Source organism: Halalkalibacter urbisdiaboli (assembly GCF_002156385.1).
GTDB classification, from domain to species: Bacteria; Bacillota; Bacilli; order Bacillales; family Bacillaceae_D; genus Halalkalibacter_A; species Halalkalibacter_A urbisdiaboli.
This window is the reverse complement of the sequence record NZ_MVJM01000001.1, coordinates 989,495-1,006,841: the sequence shown is the minus strand read 5'-3', so window position 1 is coordinate 1,006,841 and position 17,347 is coordinate 989,495. Positions and strand designations below refer to the sequence as shown.

The 17,347-nt window shown below is 32.1% G+C and carries 23 protein-coding genes and 1 pseudogene; all 24 read left to right on the top strand.

The genetic code is table 11. The annotated features are described in order from the left end of the window. Positions 1-128 precede the first annotated feature (128 nt). The 24 genes and pseudogenes from B1R93_RS05040 (at position 129) to B1R93_RS04925 (ending at position 17,309) form a co-directional block, all read left to right on the top strand. Positions 129-650 (top strand): hypothetical protein, encoded by a 522-nt coding sequence (locus B1R93_RS05040; protein ID WP_088102859.1) that lies wholly within the window; start codon positions 129-131, stop codon positions 648-650. A 256-nt stretch (positions 651-906) separates the two neighbouring features. Continuing rightward, positions 907-1,146 (top strand): hypothetical protein, encoded by a 240-nt coding sequence (locus B1R93_RS05035; RefSeq protein WP_088102858.1) that lies wholly within the window; start codon positions 907-909, stop codon positions 1,144-1,146. Between the two features lie 202 nt (positions 1,147-1,348). Then, positions 1,349-1,519 carry a hypothetical protein gene (locus B1R93_RS22910; protein WP_165763731.1) on the top strand — a complete coding sequence of 57 codons (171 nt, stop codon included), beginning with the start codon at positions 1,349-1,351 and terminating at the stop codon, positions 1,517-1,519. A gap of 125 nt (positions 1,520-1,644) precedes the next feature. Next, positions 1,645-2,214: a hypothetical protein gene (locus B1R93_RS05030; protein WP_088102857.1), complete on the top strand. Its 570-nt coding sequence runs from the start codon at positions 1,645-1,647 to the stop codon at positions 2,212-2,214. 185 nt (positions 2,215-2,399) lie between these two features. Continuing rightward, positions 2,400-2,963, top strand: a complete 564-nt coding sequence (locus tag B1R93_RS05025; RefSeq protein ID WP_088103410.1) for a group-specific protein — start codon at positions 2,400-2,402, stop codon at positions 2,961-2,963. A gap of 189 nt (positions 2,964-3,152) precedes the next feature. Next, on the top strand, positions 3,153-3,941 hold the full coding sequence (locus B1R93_RS05020; protein ID WP_088102856.1) for an alpha/beta hydrolase: 789 nt from the start codon (positions 3,153-3,155) through the stop codon (positions 3,939-3,941). Between the two features lie 71 nt (positions 3,942-4,012). Then, the gene (locus tag B1R93_RS05015; protein WP_088102855.1) at positions 4,013-4,792 is read left to right on the top strand and encodes a GNAT family N-acetyltransferase; all 780 of its coding nucleotides are present in this window, start codon (positions 4,013-4,015) and stop codon (positions 4,790-4,792) included. Between the two features lie 313 nt (positions 4,793-5,105). Further along, a complete protein-coding gene (locus B1R93_RS05010; RefSeq protein ID WP_088102854.1) occupies positions 5,106-5,408 on the top strand; it encodes a TIGR04104 family putative zinc finger protein in 303 nt (100 codons plus the stop codon). 76 nt (positions 5,409-5,484) lie between these two features. Further along, complete coding sequence (locus B1R93_RS05005; RefSeq protein ID WP_165763730.1) at positions 5,485-5,703, top strand: NUDIX hydrolase; 219 nt, start codon at positions 5,485-5,487, stop codon at positions 5,701-5,703. A gap of 418 nt (positions 5,704-6,121) precedes the next feature. After that, entirely contained in the window at positions 6,122-6,919 is a 798-nt protein-coding gene (locus B1R93_RS05000; protein WP_088102852.1) for a class I SAM-dependent methyltransferase, read from the top strand. A 173-nt stretch (positions 6,920-7,092) separates the two neighbouring features. Next, complete coding sequence (locus B1R93_RS04995; protein ID WP_088102851.1) at positions 7,093-7,947, top strand: ornithine carbamoyltransferase; 855 nt, start codon at positions 7,093-7,095, stop codon at positions 7,945-7,947. A gap of 159 nt (positions 7,948-8,106) precedes the next feature. After that, positions 8,107-8,418 carry a hypothetical protein gene (locus B1R93_RS04990; protein ID WP_088102850.1) on the top strand — a complete coding sequence of 104 codons (312 nt, stop codon included), beginning with the start codon at positions 8,107-8,109 and terminating at the stop codon, positions 8,416-8,418. A 416-nt stretch (positions 8,419-8,834) separates the two neighbouring features. Beyond that, complete coding sequence (locus B1R93_RS04985) at positions 8,835-9,371, top strand: sigma-70 family RNA polymerase sigma factor (protein WP_088102849.1); 537 nt, start codon at positions 8,835-8,837, stop codon at positions 9,369-9,371. 11 nt (positions 9,372-9,382) lie between these two features. Further along, positions 9,383-9,790 (top strand): PadR family transcriptional regulator, encoded by a 408-nt coding sequence (locus B1R93_RS04980; RefSeq protein WP_088102848.1) that lies wholly within the window; start codon positions 9,383-9,385, stop codon positions 9,788-9,790. After that, entirely contained in the window at positions 9,787-11,091 is a 1,305-nt protein-coding gene (locus tag B1R93_RS04975; protein WP_165763728.1) for an FtsW/RodA/SpoVE family cell cycle protein, read from the top strand. Before B1R93_RS04980 ends, B1R93_RS04975 begins: the two co-directional genes overlap by 4 nt. A gap of 354 nt (positions 11,092-11,445) precedes the next feature. After that, entirely contained in the window at positions 11,446-11,679 is a 234-nt protein-coding gene (locus B1R93_RS04970; protein ID WP_088102846.1) for a hypothetical protein, read from the top strand. Between the two features lie 108 nt (positions 11,680-11,787). Next, positions 11,788-11,928: pseudogene (locus B1R93_RS04965) on the top strand (NUDIX domain-containing protein); the annotation flags it as partial. An 849-nt stretch (positions 11,929-12,777) separates the two neighbouring features. Beyond that, positions 12,778-13,389 (top strand): hypothetical protein, encoded by a 612-nt coding sequence (locus B1R93_RS04960; protein ID WP_088102844.1) that lies wholly within the window; start codon positions 12,778-12,780, stop codon positions 13,387-13,389. Between the two features lie 207 nt (positions 13,390-13,596). After that, positions 13,597-13,899 carry a TIGR04104 family putative zinc finger protein gene (locus B1R93_RS04950; RefSeq protein WP_088102842.1) on the top strand — a complete coding sequence of 101 codons (303 nt, stop codon included), beginning with the start codon at positions 13,597-13,599 and terminating at the stop codon, positions 13,897-13,899. A gap of 224 nt (positions 13,900-14,123) precedes the next feature. Then, positions 14,124-14,990, top strand: coding sequence for a hypothetical protein (locus tag B1R93_RS04945; RefSeq protein WP_088102841.1), 867 nt, complete (start codon positions 14,124-14,126; stop codon positions 14,988-14,990). A 22-nt stretch (positions 14,991-15,012) separates the two neighbouring features. Further along, positions 15,013-15,399 carry a VOC family protein gene (locus B1R93_RS04940; protein WP_088102840.1) on the top strand — a complete coding sequence of 129 codons (387 nt, stop codon included), beginning with the start codon at positions 15,013-15,015 and terminating at the stop codon, positions 15,397-15,399. Between the two features lie 230 nt (positions 15,400-15,629). Then, positions 15,630-16,019 (top strand): tautomerase family protein, encoded by a 390-nt coding sequence (locus tag B1R93_RS04935; RefSeq protein ID WP_088102839.1) that lies wholly within the window; start codon positions 15,630-15,632, stop codon positions 16,017-16,019. Between the two features lie 181 nt (positions 16,020-16,200). Beyond that, positions 16,201-16,728: an AAA family ATPase gene (locus B1R93_RS04930; protein WP_088102838.1), complete on the top strand. Its 528-nt coding sequence runs from the start codon at positions 16,201-16,203 to the stop codon at positions 16,726-16,728. A 308-nt stretch (positions 16,729-17,036) separates the two neighbouring features. Then, complete coding sequence (locus B1R93_RS04925; protein WP_053437387.1) at positions 17,037-17,309, top strand: autorepressor SdpR family transcription factor; 273 nt, start codon at positions 17,037-17,039, stop codon at positions 17,307-17,309. The last annotated feature ends 38 nt before the right edge of the window (positions 17,310-17,347 follow it).

Sequence of the window (17,347 nt, the reverse complement as noted above, 5' to 3'; positions counted from 1 at the left end):
TTGTCTTCACCACACGCAGAAGGAAATAAATGTTAAAATTAAAATAGCATTATTAAAGTAACGGATCAGGTTAGTTGAAGAAGCCACTAGAATAAATTAACTAATATTAAATCTTTAAGGGGATGGTTATGAAACTTATTTATCTACTACTTATCATATTTATCATTTTAGGAGGGTGTTCTTCACCAACACTTATTGATGCAATAGGGAAGAAGACTAGCATTGTTGAGGTTTTATTTGAGGACGATAACGATAACGTTGTTCTTTTCTTAAGTGAAGATTACACAGGTAAACCAATGTTAGTTTTAAATACTTATACAATGGAAAATTCGAGGTATAAATATAACCCTGGTACTGGAGGAGATGCACAAAGTATAGATTTATCAGGTAAATATGAAATTGTCAGAGTTACTTCGGTTGGTAATAGTTCTTTTGGTGCATTATGGGGAGGCGTTTTTAATTACCCCAATGCTGCCACTGTTAGTTATTCATTAGAAGATAAAAACGGAAATGTTCTATATACTTCAAATGTTGAAATAACAGAAACAAATATTGTATATGAAAAATTATCACAAGAAATTTATGATAAGACTGCCACTCTTCATTATAAAATTTTAGACGATAAAAATAACGTGATAGTTGAGTGGTGAATTTTACTGCAGCTCCTTTGGATTAACTAAATAAAAAGTTCAAAGTATATACATAAAGCACCCTTTCTTTATTGCGAATTGAATCCCTTTTTATTGAAAGGTTCAGAGTTTAAGACTATGGAGTGGTTTCGGTAGCTCCTTTATTTTGAAGTAAAGGGCAGGATAATGGAAGAAACCTTTTAACATTCAAGTTAGTGCTTTTTAAAGTTAGGCTTACAAGAGGACAATTACTGAAATAAGAAAGGGGAGAACAAAAATGAAAAAATACTTGGTTTTTATAGTTAGTTTTGGACTACTATATATCGTTATAGAAATTTTATCAGGTATAATTTTGACATCTATGTTTACTCCTGATTTTTCAATTACGGCAAGTGGTTTAAGTAAAGAAGTGGCTTTTGGCACACATTCATCTTTTCCTATTTTGATTGGACTTTTGGTAGCAACTTTAGCCTTTTTCATTTCGAATAAAGTTAATAAAGTATCAAATGGTAAATAAATTAGGTGCTATCTCTAAGAGGTTAGCACCTTTTTAATGTTATTATTTCACTGTGCATTCCTCGAATAAAAACAAGGATATATCTTCTTTCCTTTAAACAAAGAAAAGGTAAAAAATGATAAAATAGAACAAACATTGTAATTCTAAACGAACAGTCTTTTTAGAGTTATTTTAATTCTGAATTGAAATGGGGTGAATTGGTTTGGATCTTTTGGAAATTCTATTTGTGTTAATGGGTTTTGTGGTAGTAGTGCTTATTATTCAAAGTTTAATTGACCGTTCATTAAAGCGTTTTATAGAAATAGAATACGAACCGGAAATTAAAAAACTTGAAAGTAGACTTCAAAAATTAGAAAAAACAAATCAGGAGTGAGCAAATAGTGAATTTCTAAACTGAAGTTAAAGGGTGTGTTCCTAAAATAGCAGCAAGATCGCTTTTTAAAGTCAGTAGCATTAAGCAAGAAAAGATAGAATGTCATTGTTGCAGCGGAGGCGGTTATGAAAAAAATAGTCATTATATCTTTACTCGCAATTATTACAACTTCTTGGATTATCTTCTCTGACTTTGAATTTGGGAAATACGATAGCTTTGAAGAGGTAGTCGAAAAAGGTATTCCGTATAAAGTAAAAGATGTTCTTCATACTGAAAACATAGATGGTATAACAGTCGTCATGTATACGACTGAACCTAATCAAGATGCTTTTCCTTCTATGAATACCGAGGCACTTACAGTTGCGTTCTTGGAAGGTAATGACAATGAGGGTTGGGAAAATATTGGTCCGAACGGGTGGTCTCATTACGATAATAACAATATGACTGTTAATTATGAGAATGTTCGTAAGTATGATAACAAAGGAAATCTGCTTAAATACATACCTGTAACGTTTGGGGAAATTAAGAATGCATCAATACGGAGAGTGGAAACAAAAGAAAAGAATAGCGAAAACTTTAATGAGGTCGCTATTATCGAACATAATCACAAGCGATATTACTTTGATATCGGATTCCACAAAATTGTAAGGGGTTTATCTGAAGAAGGGGAAGTAATAGACCGACAAGGTGGATAATTTAAAAATGTTGTTCAACCAAGGGGGCGTTCCTACAACAGGGACGCTTTTCTTTGTCTTTTACACACATAGAAGGAAATTAATGTTAAAATTAAAGGTGTTATTCAAGTAAAGAGGCAGGTTTTTGGAACAAGAAGTTCAGTAAATAGTAGTTACGATGGAATTGTATAAAGGGGGGAGACATGATCAATTACATTTATCATATGGTTCCAAAAAAAATGATAGGTGAGGAACTCTTTCCATTAAATCAGTTGAAAACAAGGCAAGAAGAATTGTATATTGCATATGCGAAGAAATATAATGACCACCCAGCTCGTGCCAAGTTACTGGAAAGAAGAATACCTAAGCTAAATTGCTTGTGGAATGATGTTATTCACTTTTTACCACTACACCCATCATTGGTTTACGACGCGTTAAACAAAATTGGTGTTAATGTAAACAGTGATAGGAAATTTTATAAGATTCCGATTACAAATTTACAACATAATAAAAATGCAATTTATATATACAATAAAGACAACTATCAGGGACCCGATGTAGAGATGAAAAATGATACTATACACTTGCTTGATATAAATAAATATGAAGAATTATCCACTGTTCCATCAGATGCTATTGCTTATTATGAGGAGCAACATAGTAAAGGAAACAGATTCGGAATGTTTCAATTTATTCCTCATATTTTTAGTTTAGGTAAAGTAAATGTTTCAAATGCTGAGATCATCAGATGGGGTGACAAAATTAACTAACAGGTGCTTTGCTTTAATAAGCGAGCAAGTTTTTTCATATTCAATAACGGGGCAGAATACTGTAAGTAGCGTTTTGTAATCGAAGGATAGAGTAACTGGAAGAAGAGTTTAAAAAGGATTGTTTAACAACAAACAAAAATAATTAACAACGTTGTTATATCAACGATTTTAAGGAGGTTTTATACTGCAATGAATAATCTAAAGTTTGATTTTCCAGTAATCAGAAAAACCTATAAAGAAGTAGAGGAAAGAAACCTAAAATTGTATATATTTGAGCCGAAAGTAAATCAAAAAGATAGACCTGCTATTCTATTTTTTAATGGAGGTAGCTTTAAAAAGGAACCAAAAACTCCAGTTCAATTCCAACATCAAGCAGATTACTTTTCTTCTAAGGGAATGGTTGCAATATGTGTTGATTATCGAAACGGGTCAGATGAAGGTTTCTTACCAACTCAAGCGATTTATGATGTTAAATCTGCTGTTAGATACGTAAGGAGAAATTCCTCTGATTTTGGAGTAGATCCGAACAAAATTGTAGTATGTGGTTCGTCAGCAGGGGGTTACATTACTGTTTCCTCAATTATGTTCGAAAATTTAAACGATGATAACGAATATGATAATCAAAACACAGACCATATTCCAAATTTTTTAATTATTTTTGCTGCTGGAATGGATGGTGTTGACATAATGAAAAGACGGTATCCTCAGTTACTCGACAATGCAACTGAACTTTCACCTATACATAATATTAAAAAATGCTTACCGACTACATTGTGGCTTTGTGGTACAGGCGACGACCTTTATGAACAAAATATAGATTTTATTAAACTCATGAAACAAGAAGGAAATAATATAACCCTAAAAACATTTGAAGGTATGGAGCATGGCTTTTTTAATTATGGTAGACATCAGAATGAGTATTTTCATATAACGAAACTTGAAATTGAAAAATATTTAAAATCGATGAAAGTTATTTAGTAGATAAAAGAAGAACGTGCCTAGTAATGGCAGGTTAACGCAACAAAATCAGAAAACGAAGGGGTCTACAAATGGATAAAAGCACATTATTTAAACAACTGTTAAATATGGAAGTAAATTATGTAAGCCTGTTTTCGGATGTCATTGAAAACGAAGATACGATAAAATTTGTAGATTCTGCTCTACCAGATATGTTCACTCATAATTTTACATTTTATAAGTCAAATCAAGGATTGCTTGATTTTATTACGAAAGAAATTGAGAAAAAGGAAACGAAAGAAAAAGGTTTTTATAGAGTGGAGACATCTTACCCAGTTAGTAGTAAACTTCTCGAGAGCTTGCCCGTAAAACCCCAAGTATGTACATATGACATAATGTATATTGAAGCTAAGAAATTCGCAGAACTTAAAGGAAATACTACTTGTAGGATAGTAAGAGCGGACAATAATAAAGTATTAGAAGATGGAATAATCGTTGATATAACTGCGAATCAAAAAGAAATGGGGCTAGATTTCGCACAGAGAAGAATTAATAGAAAAGCTGAAATTTATAATAATGATAATAAAGCCTTACAACTATTTGTTTGTTATTTGGATAAGGTTCCTATTGGTAATATTGAGTATATGCAGTTGAATCAAATAGTAAAATTAGAGGACTTCGATATTATAGAGGAACACCAGAGAAAAGGCTTTGGAACATCAGTGTTAAGATACTTAATTGAAAACGCTTATAACAATAACGTAGAGATTGTATATCTAATTACAAACAATGCGGATTCCGCTAAAGAAATGTATGAAAAAAATGGTTTTACTAAGATTGGTGAAAAAACGGAATTTCTATTTTTTCTGTAATAATCTAGTAATAAGTTTGTGGAAGAGTGATGATGCAGGTTAATTTACGAAGGATAAAATTGTAAAATAGCGCTGGACATTGTTTGGTATGCAAAATGCAAGTATAGCAATGGGTATTTCTGAGATTTTAAGTGTAGTTAAAGGTAAGAAATAAAATTTATGTGAAACATTGTACTTAAAGTAACGGGAGCTTGAACGAAGAAAGAGTGGGAGCTGTCGTAAAGGCAGCTCTTTGGCTTATTGCACTAACAGAGGCAGTTTACTAAAAAATCTAGGTAATAAATAATTTATTGTAAGTTTAGAGGGGGAGATTATGAGTTTACCAAGATGTAATAAGTGTGGTGTACAAATGAAATGGGGAAAAATCTTTAAATCTTTGTGGTTAGGATACAAACCTGTTATTTGTGAAAAATGTAATACAGAACACAAAATAGCTTTCTCTTCAAGAGGTGTGGTATCTTTCTGGATTGTTACCCCTATGGTATTTTTCGGTCCTTTTTTATCTAATTATTTCAACTTAAATATTTTTATAACTATATTAATTATGATTTCAATTTCTATATTCTTTTCATTCTTTTCACCTTTTATGGTTAAATATAACGAAAATTCTAAATGAATATATTATATTCAATAAAATTTTGTATTGTAGCTTGCTTAATTAGCTAAAGGAGATAAAGGAAAAGGAGTGTAAATTGAAGAGGCTTGTGAAAGTTCTAGTAGTACAAGATGAAGAAATCATTGTCATTAAACAGTTTAGAGAACAAATAAATAAAACAACAATTGAATTACCAGGTGGAAATATCGAAAATGGAGAAACTCCAGAAGACACTGTACAAAGAGAATTAAGAGAAGAAACAGGAATAATAAGTAATGAATATATAAATTTAGGAAGCTACGTTAAGCGTTGGTAGTGTTGAAGTCAATTTATTTTTTACAAACCAAGTAAAAAAAATTGAAAAACAAAACTTGGACAAAGATGAAATTATCAATGTACAATCTTATCCTATCCACCTTATATTAGAAAATATATATACAGGTAAATGGGATCATATCAGGTTAGGGATGGCTTTTTTTAAATTTCTAGAGCAAGGGGACTAATACGGTAAATTCCTTATTCTGCTATCTGGTTGCATTTCTGCTATAAAAGCAGGAATGCTTATTTATTTGCAGACTTTAAAAAGTAAAATAATGTTAAAATCAAATTATTGATTAAAGATTATTCGACTAAATGGCAGTTTAAATTCAAGAAGGATATGTGAAGTTTTTTATAGGAATTTATATAGATAGTGATTAAGAATTTTTAATTGAGAAGAGAAGGGTTGAGATTAGTTGAGTAGAGAAGAGAGCAAATATGATTTGATTGGAAAAACTTATAACCTTACAAGAAGACCAGATAAGAGAATAGTAAACACTATAAAGGAAAAGTTGAATCTTAATCCTCCTGCAACAGTTGTAGACATAGGAGCAGGTACAGGAAATTATAGTTATGAACTTGCTGAGAGTGGTTTCAATGTTGTGGCAGTAGAACCGTCAAAAGTAATGAGAAACCAAACAAACCTCCATTCAAATATGAAGTGGGTAAATGGAGTTGCAGAAGATATTCCCCTTGATGATGCTATTGCTGATGCGGTCATATGTATTCTTGCAACTCACCACTTTCAGGATTTAGAAAAAGCCTTTTATGAGATGAGACGAATATTAAAAGAAAATGGGAAGTTAATCATGTTTGTTGCCGACCCACGTTTTTGTGGTAACGATTGTTGGTTAGCTGACTACTTCTCGCCGATATTTAAAAAAGCCTATAAAGTTTATAAACCATTAAACGAAGTATCAGGCACGTTGAGTAATGTATTTAAGAACAAGGTTCAGATAATACCTTTTCTTATCCCTCATGATATTGAAGATAAATTCTTTGTTTCAGCATGGAGAAAACCCGAATTATATTTACAAGCGACTTTCCGAGCTGGAGTTTCACCATTGGCAAATGCACCAACAGAACTTCTTATCCCTATCTTAGAAAAACTAGAATATGATCTGGGGAATGGACAATGGAAAAAGAAGTATGGTCACTTTTTAGAACAAGATTTCTATGAAGGTGGTTATCGTTTTTTGTTTATAGAAAAATAAAATTTCTATTATGCCATTAATTACTGTTGATTGGTGGCATTTTTTGTTTAACTAACTTGGTGTGATGCTTGAATAATAAGAACATCGCTTTCCTTGTTAGACGACCGTGGCAGGATAGTTTAATAAAAAATTGTTTACAGCGCATTTAATATGAAACAAAAGGAGTTGTCTTTATGAATTTACTAAGTACAAATGAATTGTCTGAATGGCAAGTAAATGAAATATTCAGTTTAGCCACAAAGTTAAAACATCAAGATAATATTAATGTTTTAAATGGAAAACACTTCGTATTATTTTTCCCAGAATCAAGTATAAGGACAAGAATAACTTTTGAAAAAGGAATTAAAGATTTGGGTGGAGAATTAATACTATTTCCTCCAGAGAGTTTAGATAAAAGAGAAGAATTAGAGGATGTTATACAATATATCTCAAATTGGGCAGATGGAGTGATTGTTAGACATTCAGATTTTTCTAAGGTACGTGAATTATCAAGGTATTCGACAATCCCAATTATAAATGCGATGACTTCGGAAAATCATCCTTGTGAAATTTTATCTGATTTGTTTTCGATAAGTGAAGAAAAAGAGAATTATAGAGATTTAGTTTATACGTTTGTTGGGCCAAAGAGTAATATTTCAAGGTCTTGGAAAAGTATTTCAGAAATAATGGACCTGAAATTTAATCAAGTTTGTATGACAGGTTTTGAGTTAGGGACAGACTCGCGAAACTATAAATTTCATACTGAACTTGAACCTGTTTTATCAATAAGTGATATAGTTTTAACTGACTCTTTTCCAAATGATTTAAGAACAGAAAAGTACATAAAACAATATCAAATTACTTTAGAAAGAATGAAAAAAGCTAATAAAAATGCAATGTTAAATCCGTGTCCACCATTTTTTAGAAACGAAGAAGTAAGTAGTGATGCTATCTCTTCAAATTATTTTGTTGGATATGATTTTAAGAAGAATTTATTATATGTTCAACAAGCAATAATCTTATATTGCTTAGGAATTACGCTTGACTAAAGTTGAAGGTAAATTGGCTCTTATTAAACAAACGGGTGCGCGCTTCTACAATAAGTGTATCGTGGCAGCTTAATGAAAGAAGGAGATTCAAGGACAAACAATGAAGTACAAACACATAGAATAATTAAAGTGAAATCAAAGCTGAAAAGGAGACGAACTATGCAAAGGTTATCTTTCAGATTATTTTTATTGGTAGCTGTTTTAGTTGCAGGGTTTAGCTTTAGTGGGATTTTTCAGCAAGTTGTACAAAGTAGTGAAAGTGAATATAAAAATAAGGTGATGGAAGAAGAAATATATCACAATCAACCTTCCCAAAATGAAAAGAAACAGCAGCAAAAGGAACTAGAAATATTTCTTGAAAAAAAGGTAAAACCAAACGAACTTTTACCTTTGCCCAATCCTAAAGATGAATTAAAAATGAAAGGTATGCCATTACCAGATAGTGAAAGGGTAGAAGCAAATAATATTTAATTCAACTACAGGGTAGCATTAGATTAACAACATAATAATTGTTAATTGGATAAATTTGGACATTTATAGTACAAAAAAGGATAGGAGAGCAAATTTAATCACTGCTCTCCTATCCTTTTATAATGGTTTTTATTTTGAACTCACTATAAAAGGTTTTAATTATTTTCTTGATTTTTATTAAATTTAACTCGTAGTCTAATGTTTTCAAACATTCATATATTACTTTAACCTCTTTCTTTTTATCGGAATCGGGAAGAAAGTAATTTTTTTCTTAGCAGTGAAATTTGATTTTTTATTTGGAGAAGAGCGAAAACTTCGTGGAGAACTATAAACAAAAGCCTGCACTGTAAAAAAAAGAAAATTAATAAAACGAGCTTTCCACTTCCCTCGTCTAATTAATGAAAGGGGAATTTTTTATGGAATTTGTGTTGGAGGAAAGAATGAAATCAGAATTGAATAAAGAAGCATTCCTCATAGATGTTATGAACAAATACGGAGATGATGTATTACGGTTGATTTATTCTTATGTTAAACAGCAAGATGTTGCGGAAGATTTAGCTCAGGACGTGTTTTTGAAAGTCTTTCAGAAAATTGAACAATATGAGCATCGTTCTTCATTTAAAACGTGGTTGTTTAGAATTGCGATCAATTCTAGTAAAGACTATATAAAAAGCTGGCATGTTCGCCATGTGGAAGCAAATGATTATATAAATGCTGCAAGTGATGAACATAGTGAAACACCAGAGGACAGGGTCCTTGTAAAATCAGATGAAGAGGAGCTTGTGAATTATATATTGAGTCTTCCATTAAAATACCGCGAAGTGATTTATCTCTTCTATTATGAAGAATGCAGCACCCAAATGATTAGCCAGCTGTTAAAAGTAAATGAAAACACAGTTAAAACGCGATTATTTCAGGCTCGAAAAAAACTAAAATTAAAAATGAGGAAATAGGGGGCTAGAAAATGGAAGACGAATTGAAGAACATCAAACAAACAATGAACCGTACCGTATTTAAAAATGTTACATTTTCATCGACTCTTCAATCAAAGGTACTTTCCCAACTTCAACGTGCTACTTATGACTCTAATGATGTGATGCTTTTTATTCTATCTTCACTGGTACATGAAGCGAAAACCGGATATGATGTGTTACTTAACATTGAACAGATGGGGGAAGAGGTTTTTACATCAAATGAAGGTGAATTATATCAAGTACTACATAAGCTGGAGTTCGACCAGCTTATAAGAGGAGAATGGATAAACGAAGAAAAATACTACTCCTTAACCAATAAAGGGAAAAACTATTTAAAAAATTTTAGAGTAAGAGACAAGGTGGAGGACCGTTACAATGAACTGGAGGGATGGACATGAGTTCAAATGGTTTTCGTCATTTCCTATCAATAGTAAAGGCGCAGATACGATCTAAAGAAGGTCGAAGCCTCGTAGAAAAAGAGTTGCTTTCTCATTTACATAAAAGCAAAGCTGCTGACATTCGCGCTGGAAAGACAGAACAAGAGGCTGAACGTGCTGCTGTAGAACGAATGGGAAGTGCAGTCAAACTTGGTCAGCAAATGAACAGGCTTCATCGTCCAAAAATTGATTGGTGGTTAATCCTTTTAGTGACGTGTTTGCTTTTATTTAGCTTTGCTCCTGTATGGTTCATAGATATTCAATCGATTCGCGTTCAAATGCAAATAGCTTCTGTGCTTTTGTCCTTAATCGTTATGTTTGCCTTCATGTTTATTGACTTCAGGAGATGGGTGAAATTATGGAAATGGTTTATAGCTAGTGCTGTTATTTACATAGTAGCTTATTTCGTTTTACATGGCCCTTTTAAAGTTATGTTGAATGGAAAAGAGTATTTTCATGTATTTGGAATCACCGTACCTCATCAAATTTTACTGTTGATCCTGTTCATTGGATTAATTGGTTTTTTTACCTATCAACAACTTTCACAATTGAAATTAATCAGTTTAAGTTTAGTATTGTTGTGGGTTCCTATTTTTACATTTCAATGGAATTTACAATGGGTTCTGATTATCCAATATGTATCCCTGTTTTTTATCATGATGTATCTATCAAATATCAAGAAGAAAACGAAAAAATGGATCGCAGCATTAAATGGAGGAGCCTGTATTCTATTTATAATGTTCTCTCTTTTTTCGATTAAGCCTTATCAAGTAGAGCGACTTAAGGGATTTCTATTTCCTGAAAATCACGCTTCCTCTTATGGTTACATGTATATGAAGATGAAAGAAATAATAGGTGCATCAAGTTGGTTTGGCGAACCATCGATCCCTTACCTAGATTTTATCCCTGAGGCTCATACTACATTTGTACTAGTGATGCTTTCTTATAATGGTGGATGGTTATTAACGATATTTATTGTATTCATTTATTTACTAATCATAGGTCGTTTATGTGTTTCTTTCTTCAAAGTAAACGATATACGGGCTCGCCTTCTTATGTCAGGTGGGTTACTATTACTCTTTTTACCTTTTGTCTTAAATATTCTTTTGTTTCTAGGCTTTATCCCGATTATAGATGTGAACTTTCCGTTGATTAGTTATGGAGGAAGCGAGAAAATCTATTATAGTGTACTAATTGGTTTGATGTTGAGTGTTTATAGGAGAAAGGCCTTTTATCAAGTAGGGAATCTAAAATCTCGTTGAAATGTTTTAATGGTTTTACTTTATATGAAATAATAGTAAATATCCAGGTTGTTTATTATGGTTATTGGTATAATCAGTATTAATTACTTTGCTGAACGGAATGAAAGACAAGCATTCGTTTTAATAGTAGGTGCGATTATCATATTGATTCAACAAATATTGTTGTGGATTATTAAAAGAAGGAATAGAAAATCTGATTAAGCTCCCATGTAAGAATGAATTTAATTTACATTATCTGTGGTGAAGCTGCTCTTTATGGATGGCTAACGGGTGCGTTACCTCAGGCTAATGTAATTGTTTATAAAGTGGTAAGTTAGCGTATTGATAACTATGAAAGAAGTAAGGAGAGTTGGAATGGTACGTTCAGTCAAAACAATGCTCTTAGGAGTGGCAATTATGTTAGTGGGGCTATACATTCAAGGGGAGGAAGGAATTAACTTTTATGGTTACGAAGTATTTTTTGGAATTATTGGTTTTATCATTACAGTAATAGCTTTCTTAAATAAAGGAAATTCTACCGATGAAATATTAACTATCTCTAATGAAGAAATTGAAAGAGAATTATTAGAAGAGGACATCAAGAAATAAATGTACATTGTTTCTTCTTCGGTTAACGGGTGCGTTCCTACAACAGGGACGCATTTTTATGTCAGTGAAAAGTAAATAAATGTTAAACTAAAGGAGATAGTCGTTATGAATCTGAAAAATGAGATTTTGTTTCAACATCGTTCTGATACAAAAGAATGGGGATTGCCAGGAGGGGCAATGGAAATGGGTGAAAGTTTAGAACAAACTGCTGAACGTGAACTTTATGAAGAAACAGGATTAAAGGCAAAAACTTGGCTTCCCTTTTACATAACTTGTTGTTGTTAACCCCAATGTTGATATTAAAGGGATTACAGTTGGTGGGCGTATGCAAAACTCGTACAAGTTAGTCCAAAAAATAAAGTTTGGTTTGCCTATACAAATAAACCAGCACACGGAATTGATATAAAAGATGATAAAAATAATATAATTTCTTTTTAACACACGGGTGCAATCCATGAAAAAGCTGGGATTGCACTTATTGAAGTAAAGTGGCAGGATTGTTTAATAATTATTGGGGGAATTTCTATGAGGAAAATTACACTCATTTTTGTCTTATTGATAGCTTTAGTTGGTTGCAATCAAGAAAAAACAAAGGTTAATACTCCTTCAAACACACAAGAAAATGTAAAACTCGAATAGGAAGATACAAATCCAGAGTACCAAAATGTTTTTATCTATGAGATTAAGGAAACGAGTCTTTTTATTGCTCCACCTGCTACTGATCCAGAAGCATCATATCCCGTATATGAGATATTCATTGATGAAACGACTAAGATAGAGGGGCTTAAAGATAAATTTGATGAATTAACAAAAGGCGACGACGTTAAAGTTTGGGTTAAACAAAAAGGCGAAGATAAAGAGGTTGCAGAAAAGATTGTTGTAAATCATTAATGGTATTTACTAACAGTGGCATGTGTTAAACCACAGGAGTTGTCATTCGGCAGCTCCTTGCTTAATGCGCTAAAGGCGAAGGATAATTAAACAAGCACTGGATATTTCCTTGGATGATATGGTATATAGTGCTTTAATGTTTTTGCACAAGGTCTATGAGGTGACAGAAATTTTTATCTATGATCATTTTGAATAGAGGTGCGTGATGTGAAAAATTTATATAAACCAATCATAATCGGCATAATAATGATTCTTACTATTTCTTTAACAATATCGTTATATCATTCTTATAAAGTTGTCAAAGAAAGAGACCGCATGATTAAAGAAATAATTACAACATTTGCGCTTGATATTGAAGATTTAAATAGTAGCCTAAGTGATTTACTTCAATATGAAGACTTACTAACAGATGAAAAAATTGATAGAAGTACACTAAATCAAATCTATAGGGAACTTGAATCGATTGACGTGTTAAGTAGTTTTTTAACGAATAATCCTAATCTTTCTAAAGAAGAACGAATTGTTATAGAATCAATAAAAAGAACTTCAAGGAACTTAAGGTCTTTTTTGGCTCAAGCTAGTATTGAGGGTACTCCCTTTGAACTTAACTCTTGTGATGGAATTACAATAAAATCAAAAGAAGAAATTCTAGAGGAGTTAAAGGGATATGTTGGTGTTTTTAATAGAGTAGATAGAGCTAAAGGTAATAAAGCTTCTAACGGTTCGAGCGATTTTCTTGAATGGTACCAATACATAATTGAAAATTGGGATACCGACAATTTTTCAACTTGTCATGTTAGGGTAGTTGAGGAAAATTAGATTACGGGTGTTCTTATGGAAAGTTTTATTCTTTATTATTCAGGATAAAACTGTGAATAATTATACTCAAGCTAACGGGAGCTTGAACGAAGAAAGAGTGGGAGCTGTCGTAAAGGCAGCTCTTTGTCTTATTGCACGAACGTGGCAGTTTACTAAAAAATATAGGGTAATAAATAATTATGTAAATTTCAATTTGAGGGGGAGATTATGAGTTTACCAAGATGTAATAAGTGTGGTGTACAAATGAAATGGGGAAAAATCTTTAAATCTTTGTGGTTAGGATACAAACCTGTTATTTGTGAAAAATGTAATACAGAACACAAAATAGCTTTTTCTTCAAGAGGTGTGGTATCTTTCTGGATTGTTACCCCTATGGTATTTTTAGGTCCTTTTTTATCTAATTATTTCAACTTAAATATTTTTATAACTATATTAATTATGATTTCAATTTCTATATTCTTTTCATTCTTTTCACCTTTTATGGTTAAATATAACGAAAATTCTAAATGAATATATTATATTCAATAAAATTCTGTATTGTAGCTTGCTTAATTAGCTAAAGGAGAGCGTTGATTTAATAATTCTAATTTAGATGGAGTTTTATAAACTCAACGTGAGGAGAAATGAAGAATGAAAAATACGGGTTTTTAAAGTTTACTTTATGAAAACAAAAACTAAAAAGGAATTTGAGTCTATTTGTCGTATTAAAAATAATAAATTGAAGGGAATGGGTTATGGTTAGTACATTATCTTTTGAAAATTTCCAAAAAGCTCGAAGTTATCTAATGAATTACGGAAGAGATTTGGAACAGGAATTGTTCCGTTTTCATTTTGAAAATGGGAATCCTCGAAACGTAATTTTCTTATTAAAACAGTATCAAGGAGAAAATGATGGTTTTAGAAATATGGGAGAAGGACATAGTGATATTCCAAATGAGATGGATACCAGTATGGCTTTTCAGTATCTTAGTGAAGTTGGTGCTACATCAAAAGATGAGATTGTGCAAAAAGGCATTCAATACATAGTAGACTCATATGATCATGAACTAAAATGTTGGCATGCAAGACCTAACCAAAGAAGCAATGGCTGGTTAGATAATCCATGTGCTGAATTAGTAGGTTATTTATATGAGTATCGGCAATTAGTACCAAAAGGTTTTCTAAGGAATGTTACCGAACATGCAATGGCTTCTATGACTACCATTCGAACTTCAGAAGAACCACGACAATTTTATTTTTTATCTGCTCTCTGTTTACTTCGTTTGTCAGAAAGAATTGACGAACCATATAAGTCACAAATTTTGAAACAATTAAATGAGGACATTCTTCAAATTATTGAAACGGACTCAGACAAATGGGCAACTACATATTGTGCTAAACCATTTTTGTTAGCGCATTCACCAGATAGTCCAATGTACTTATCCATTAAAGAGTATGTTATCCGAAGTTTAGAAAACGAAATATATACACAATCGGAGGATGGACATTTTATTTTGAATTGGCATGTTGATGATGAAGAAGATTGTAGAGTATGGAAAAGTATTTGGACTATGGACGCTTTGAGGGTATTACATCATCACGATATGATTGACAAAAATTAATGTGAATAGGAGTTGGATTTACATGAAATCTAAAATAAGCCTTATAACAATAGTTACAGATGATGTTTTAAAAATGAAAAATTTCTATCGAGAAGTTATAGGATTTAATATAGAAGGTGATTCTGAACAAAATGTAGAGTTTGAAAGTGAAGGAGTTAGGTTTTCAATTTGTTCCCGACAAATAATGTCTGATATAACTGGAGGACATCCTTCTTTTAAAGAAGGTAAAATGGGACAATCTTTTGAATTAGCATTTCCTTGCGATACACCAGAAGAAGTAGAGAACTCCTATAAGGAAATTATACAAAAAGGAGCAGTTCCCATTAAAGAACCTACACAAATGCCTTGGGGTCAAACTACTGCTTTTTTTGCAGATCCTGATGGAAATATTCACGAAATATTTTGTTGAAAAAACTAATTATAGCAGGACTTTTCTTTCTTTTTAAAGATGTTTACAGGATTGTGAAAAATGGCACTTAAAGTTAAGGGTGCTTTAACGAAATAAGGAGTCGACAGCTCCTATAGCTTATTGCACGAACGTGGCAGAATACTTGTAGAAGGAATTTTTAACTTCTTTATAGAATATAGTATATCGTTAGCAGAGTTTAGTTTAGTTGAGAAGAGAAAGGTGAGATGAGAATGGGACAAATTAAAATTTATGGGGTTAAGGATAGGTTAAATCCAATTAAGGAAACACTATCGAATGTTATTCATTCGTGTATGGTGGAAGCACTTGGATTTCCTTCGGACAAAAAATTTCATCGCTTTTTCCCTATGGAGAAAGAAGATTTTTATTTTGCAGGTGGGAGAACTGAAGCATATACCGTAATTGAGGTTAGTATGTTTGAAGGTAGAACGGTTAAAGCTAAAAAACAATTATTAAAGCTACTATTCGAGCGTATAAATGGTGAATTGAGTATATCCCCTCAAGATATTGAGATTACAATTTTTGAAACACCAAAACATAACTGGGGAATAAGAGGATTACCTGGGGATGAGTTAGCACTGAATTATAAAGTTAATGTATGAGTAAAAGGCGGTCAATTAGTGACCGCCTTTTTAGCTTATTCAAGTAACGGGTGCCTGAACGAAAGAATGCGAGCTGTCGTAACGGCAGATCCTATCGCTTTTTGTACTAAGGTTAGTGGAAGAAGGATTTAAAGGTATTAACTTGAATTAGAAATGTACATAGATAAAGTAGGTGGGAACAATGAATAGAATTTATATTATATCTGGACCAGCAGGAGTTGGTAAATCTACAACTTCAAAAAGACTTGCTGAATTATTTGAACATAGTGCTTATATTGAAGGTGATTTAATAAATCATATGGTTATTGGTGGATACCTTCCGCCTTGGGAAAGTGAAGAATCCCTATCACTTGTTTGGGAAAATATAGCGGATTTAAGTATTAATTTTGTTCAAGCCAATAAGAATGTGATCATTGATTATGTTGCTTTTCCAGAAGAAGTTGAAAAGCTATCACAGAAGATTTATGCCGAAGTAAATGATATAGAAGTTATCTATGTTGTTTTGTGGGCGGATAGAGATGAACTACTGAAAAGAGACGCTTTAAGGATTAAAGAACATCAGATGGGTGAAAGGTGTTTAGAATTAGTGAAGGAATTTGAAAGTAAAGAATTAGAAAAACGCTTTATATTTAATACAACTAATTTAAAACCATCCGATTTAGATGAAATTCTTCTAAATATAAGAGAAAATCCTGCATTTATATATTAGTTTTTCTACAACAAAAGGGTAGTAAGGCATGAAAAGTGAGGGCTGTTGTTATGACACTTGTTGCGCTAACTGGCAGGTTAGTTGAATAATGTTGTGCTACTTTGTACTAAAAACACTTATTATAAAGGGGGAAACTATGAGAAAGTGGATGTTGTTTATGCGTTTATCTATGATGAAAAAATTTTAATGGTTAATAAGATGGTCACTACCAGGTGGTGCGGTAATTCAAATTGATGTTGACATTTTGTTCCAATGGCATATAATTTAAGTAATTAAGTAAATACTTAAATGAAAGGAGTAAAAATTTTTTGTCAATTAACGAGCTGTTTAAAGCATTATCCGATGAGAATAGAAGAAGGATTTTAGACCTCCTACGGAATGGAGAATTGACAGCAGGGGAAATTGCTAATCATTTTGATATCAGTAAACCAGGGATTTCACAACATTTATCTGTGTTAAAAAATGCTGATTTAGTGTATGCATTTAAAAAGGGGCAGTATGTTTATTATTCTCTAAATTCTACGGTCTTTCAGGATGTTATGAAGTGGATCATTCAATTTAATTCTAAGGGGGAGAACTAGTGGTCCGAAAACTGATTATTAGTTGCTTAACTATTTTT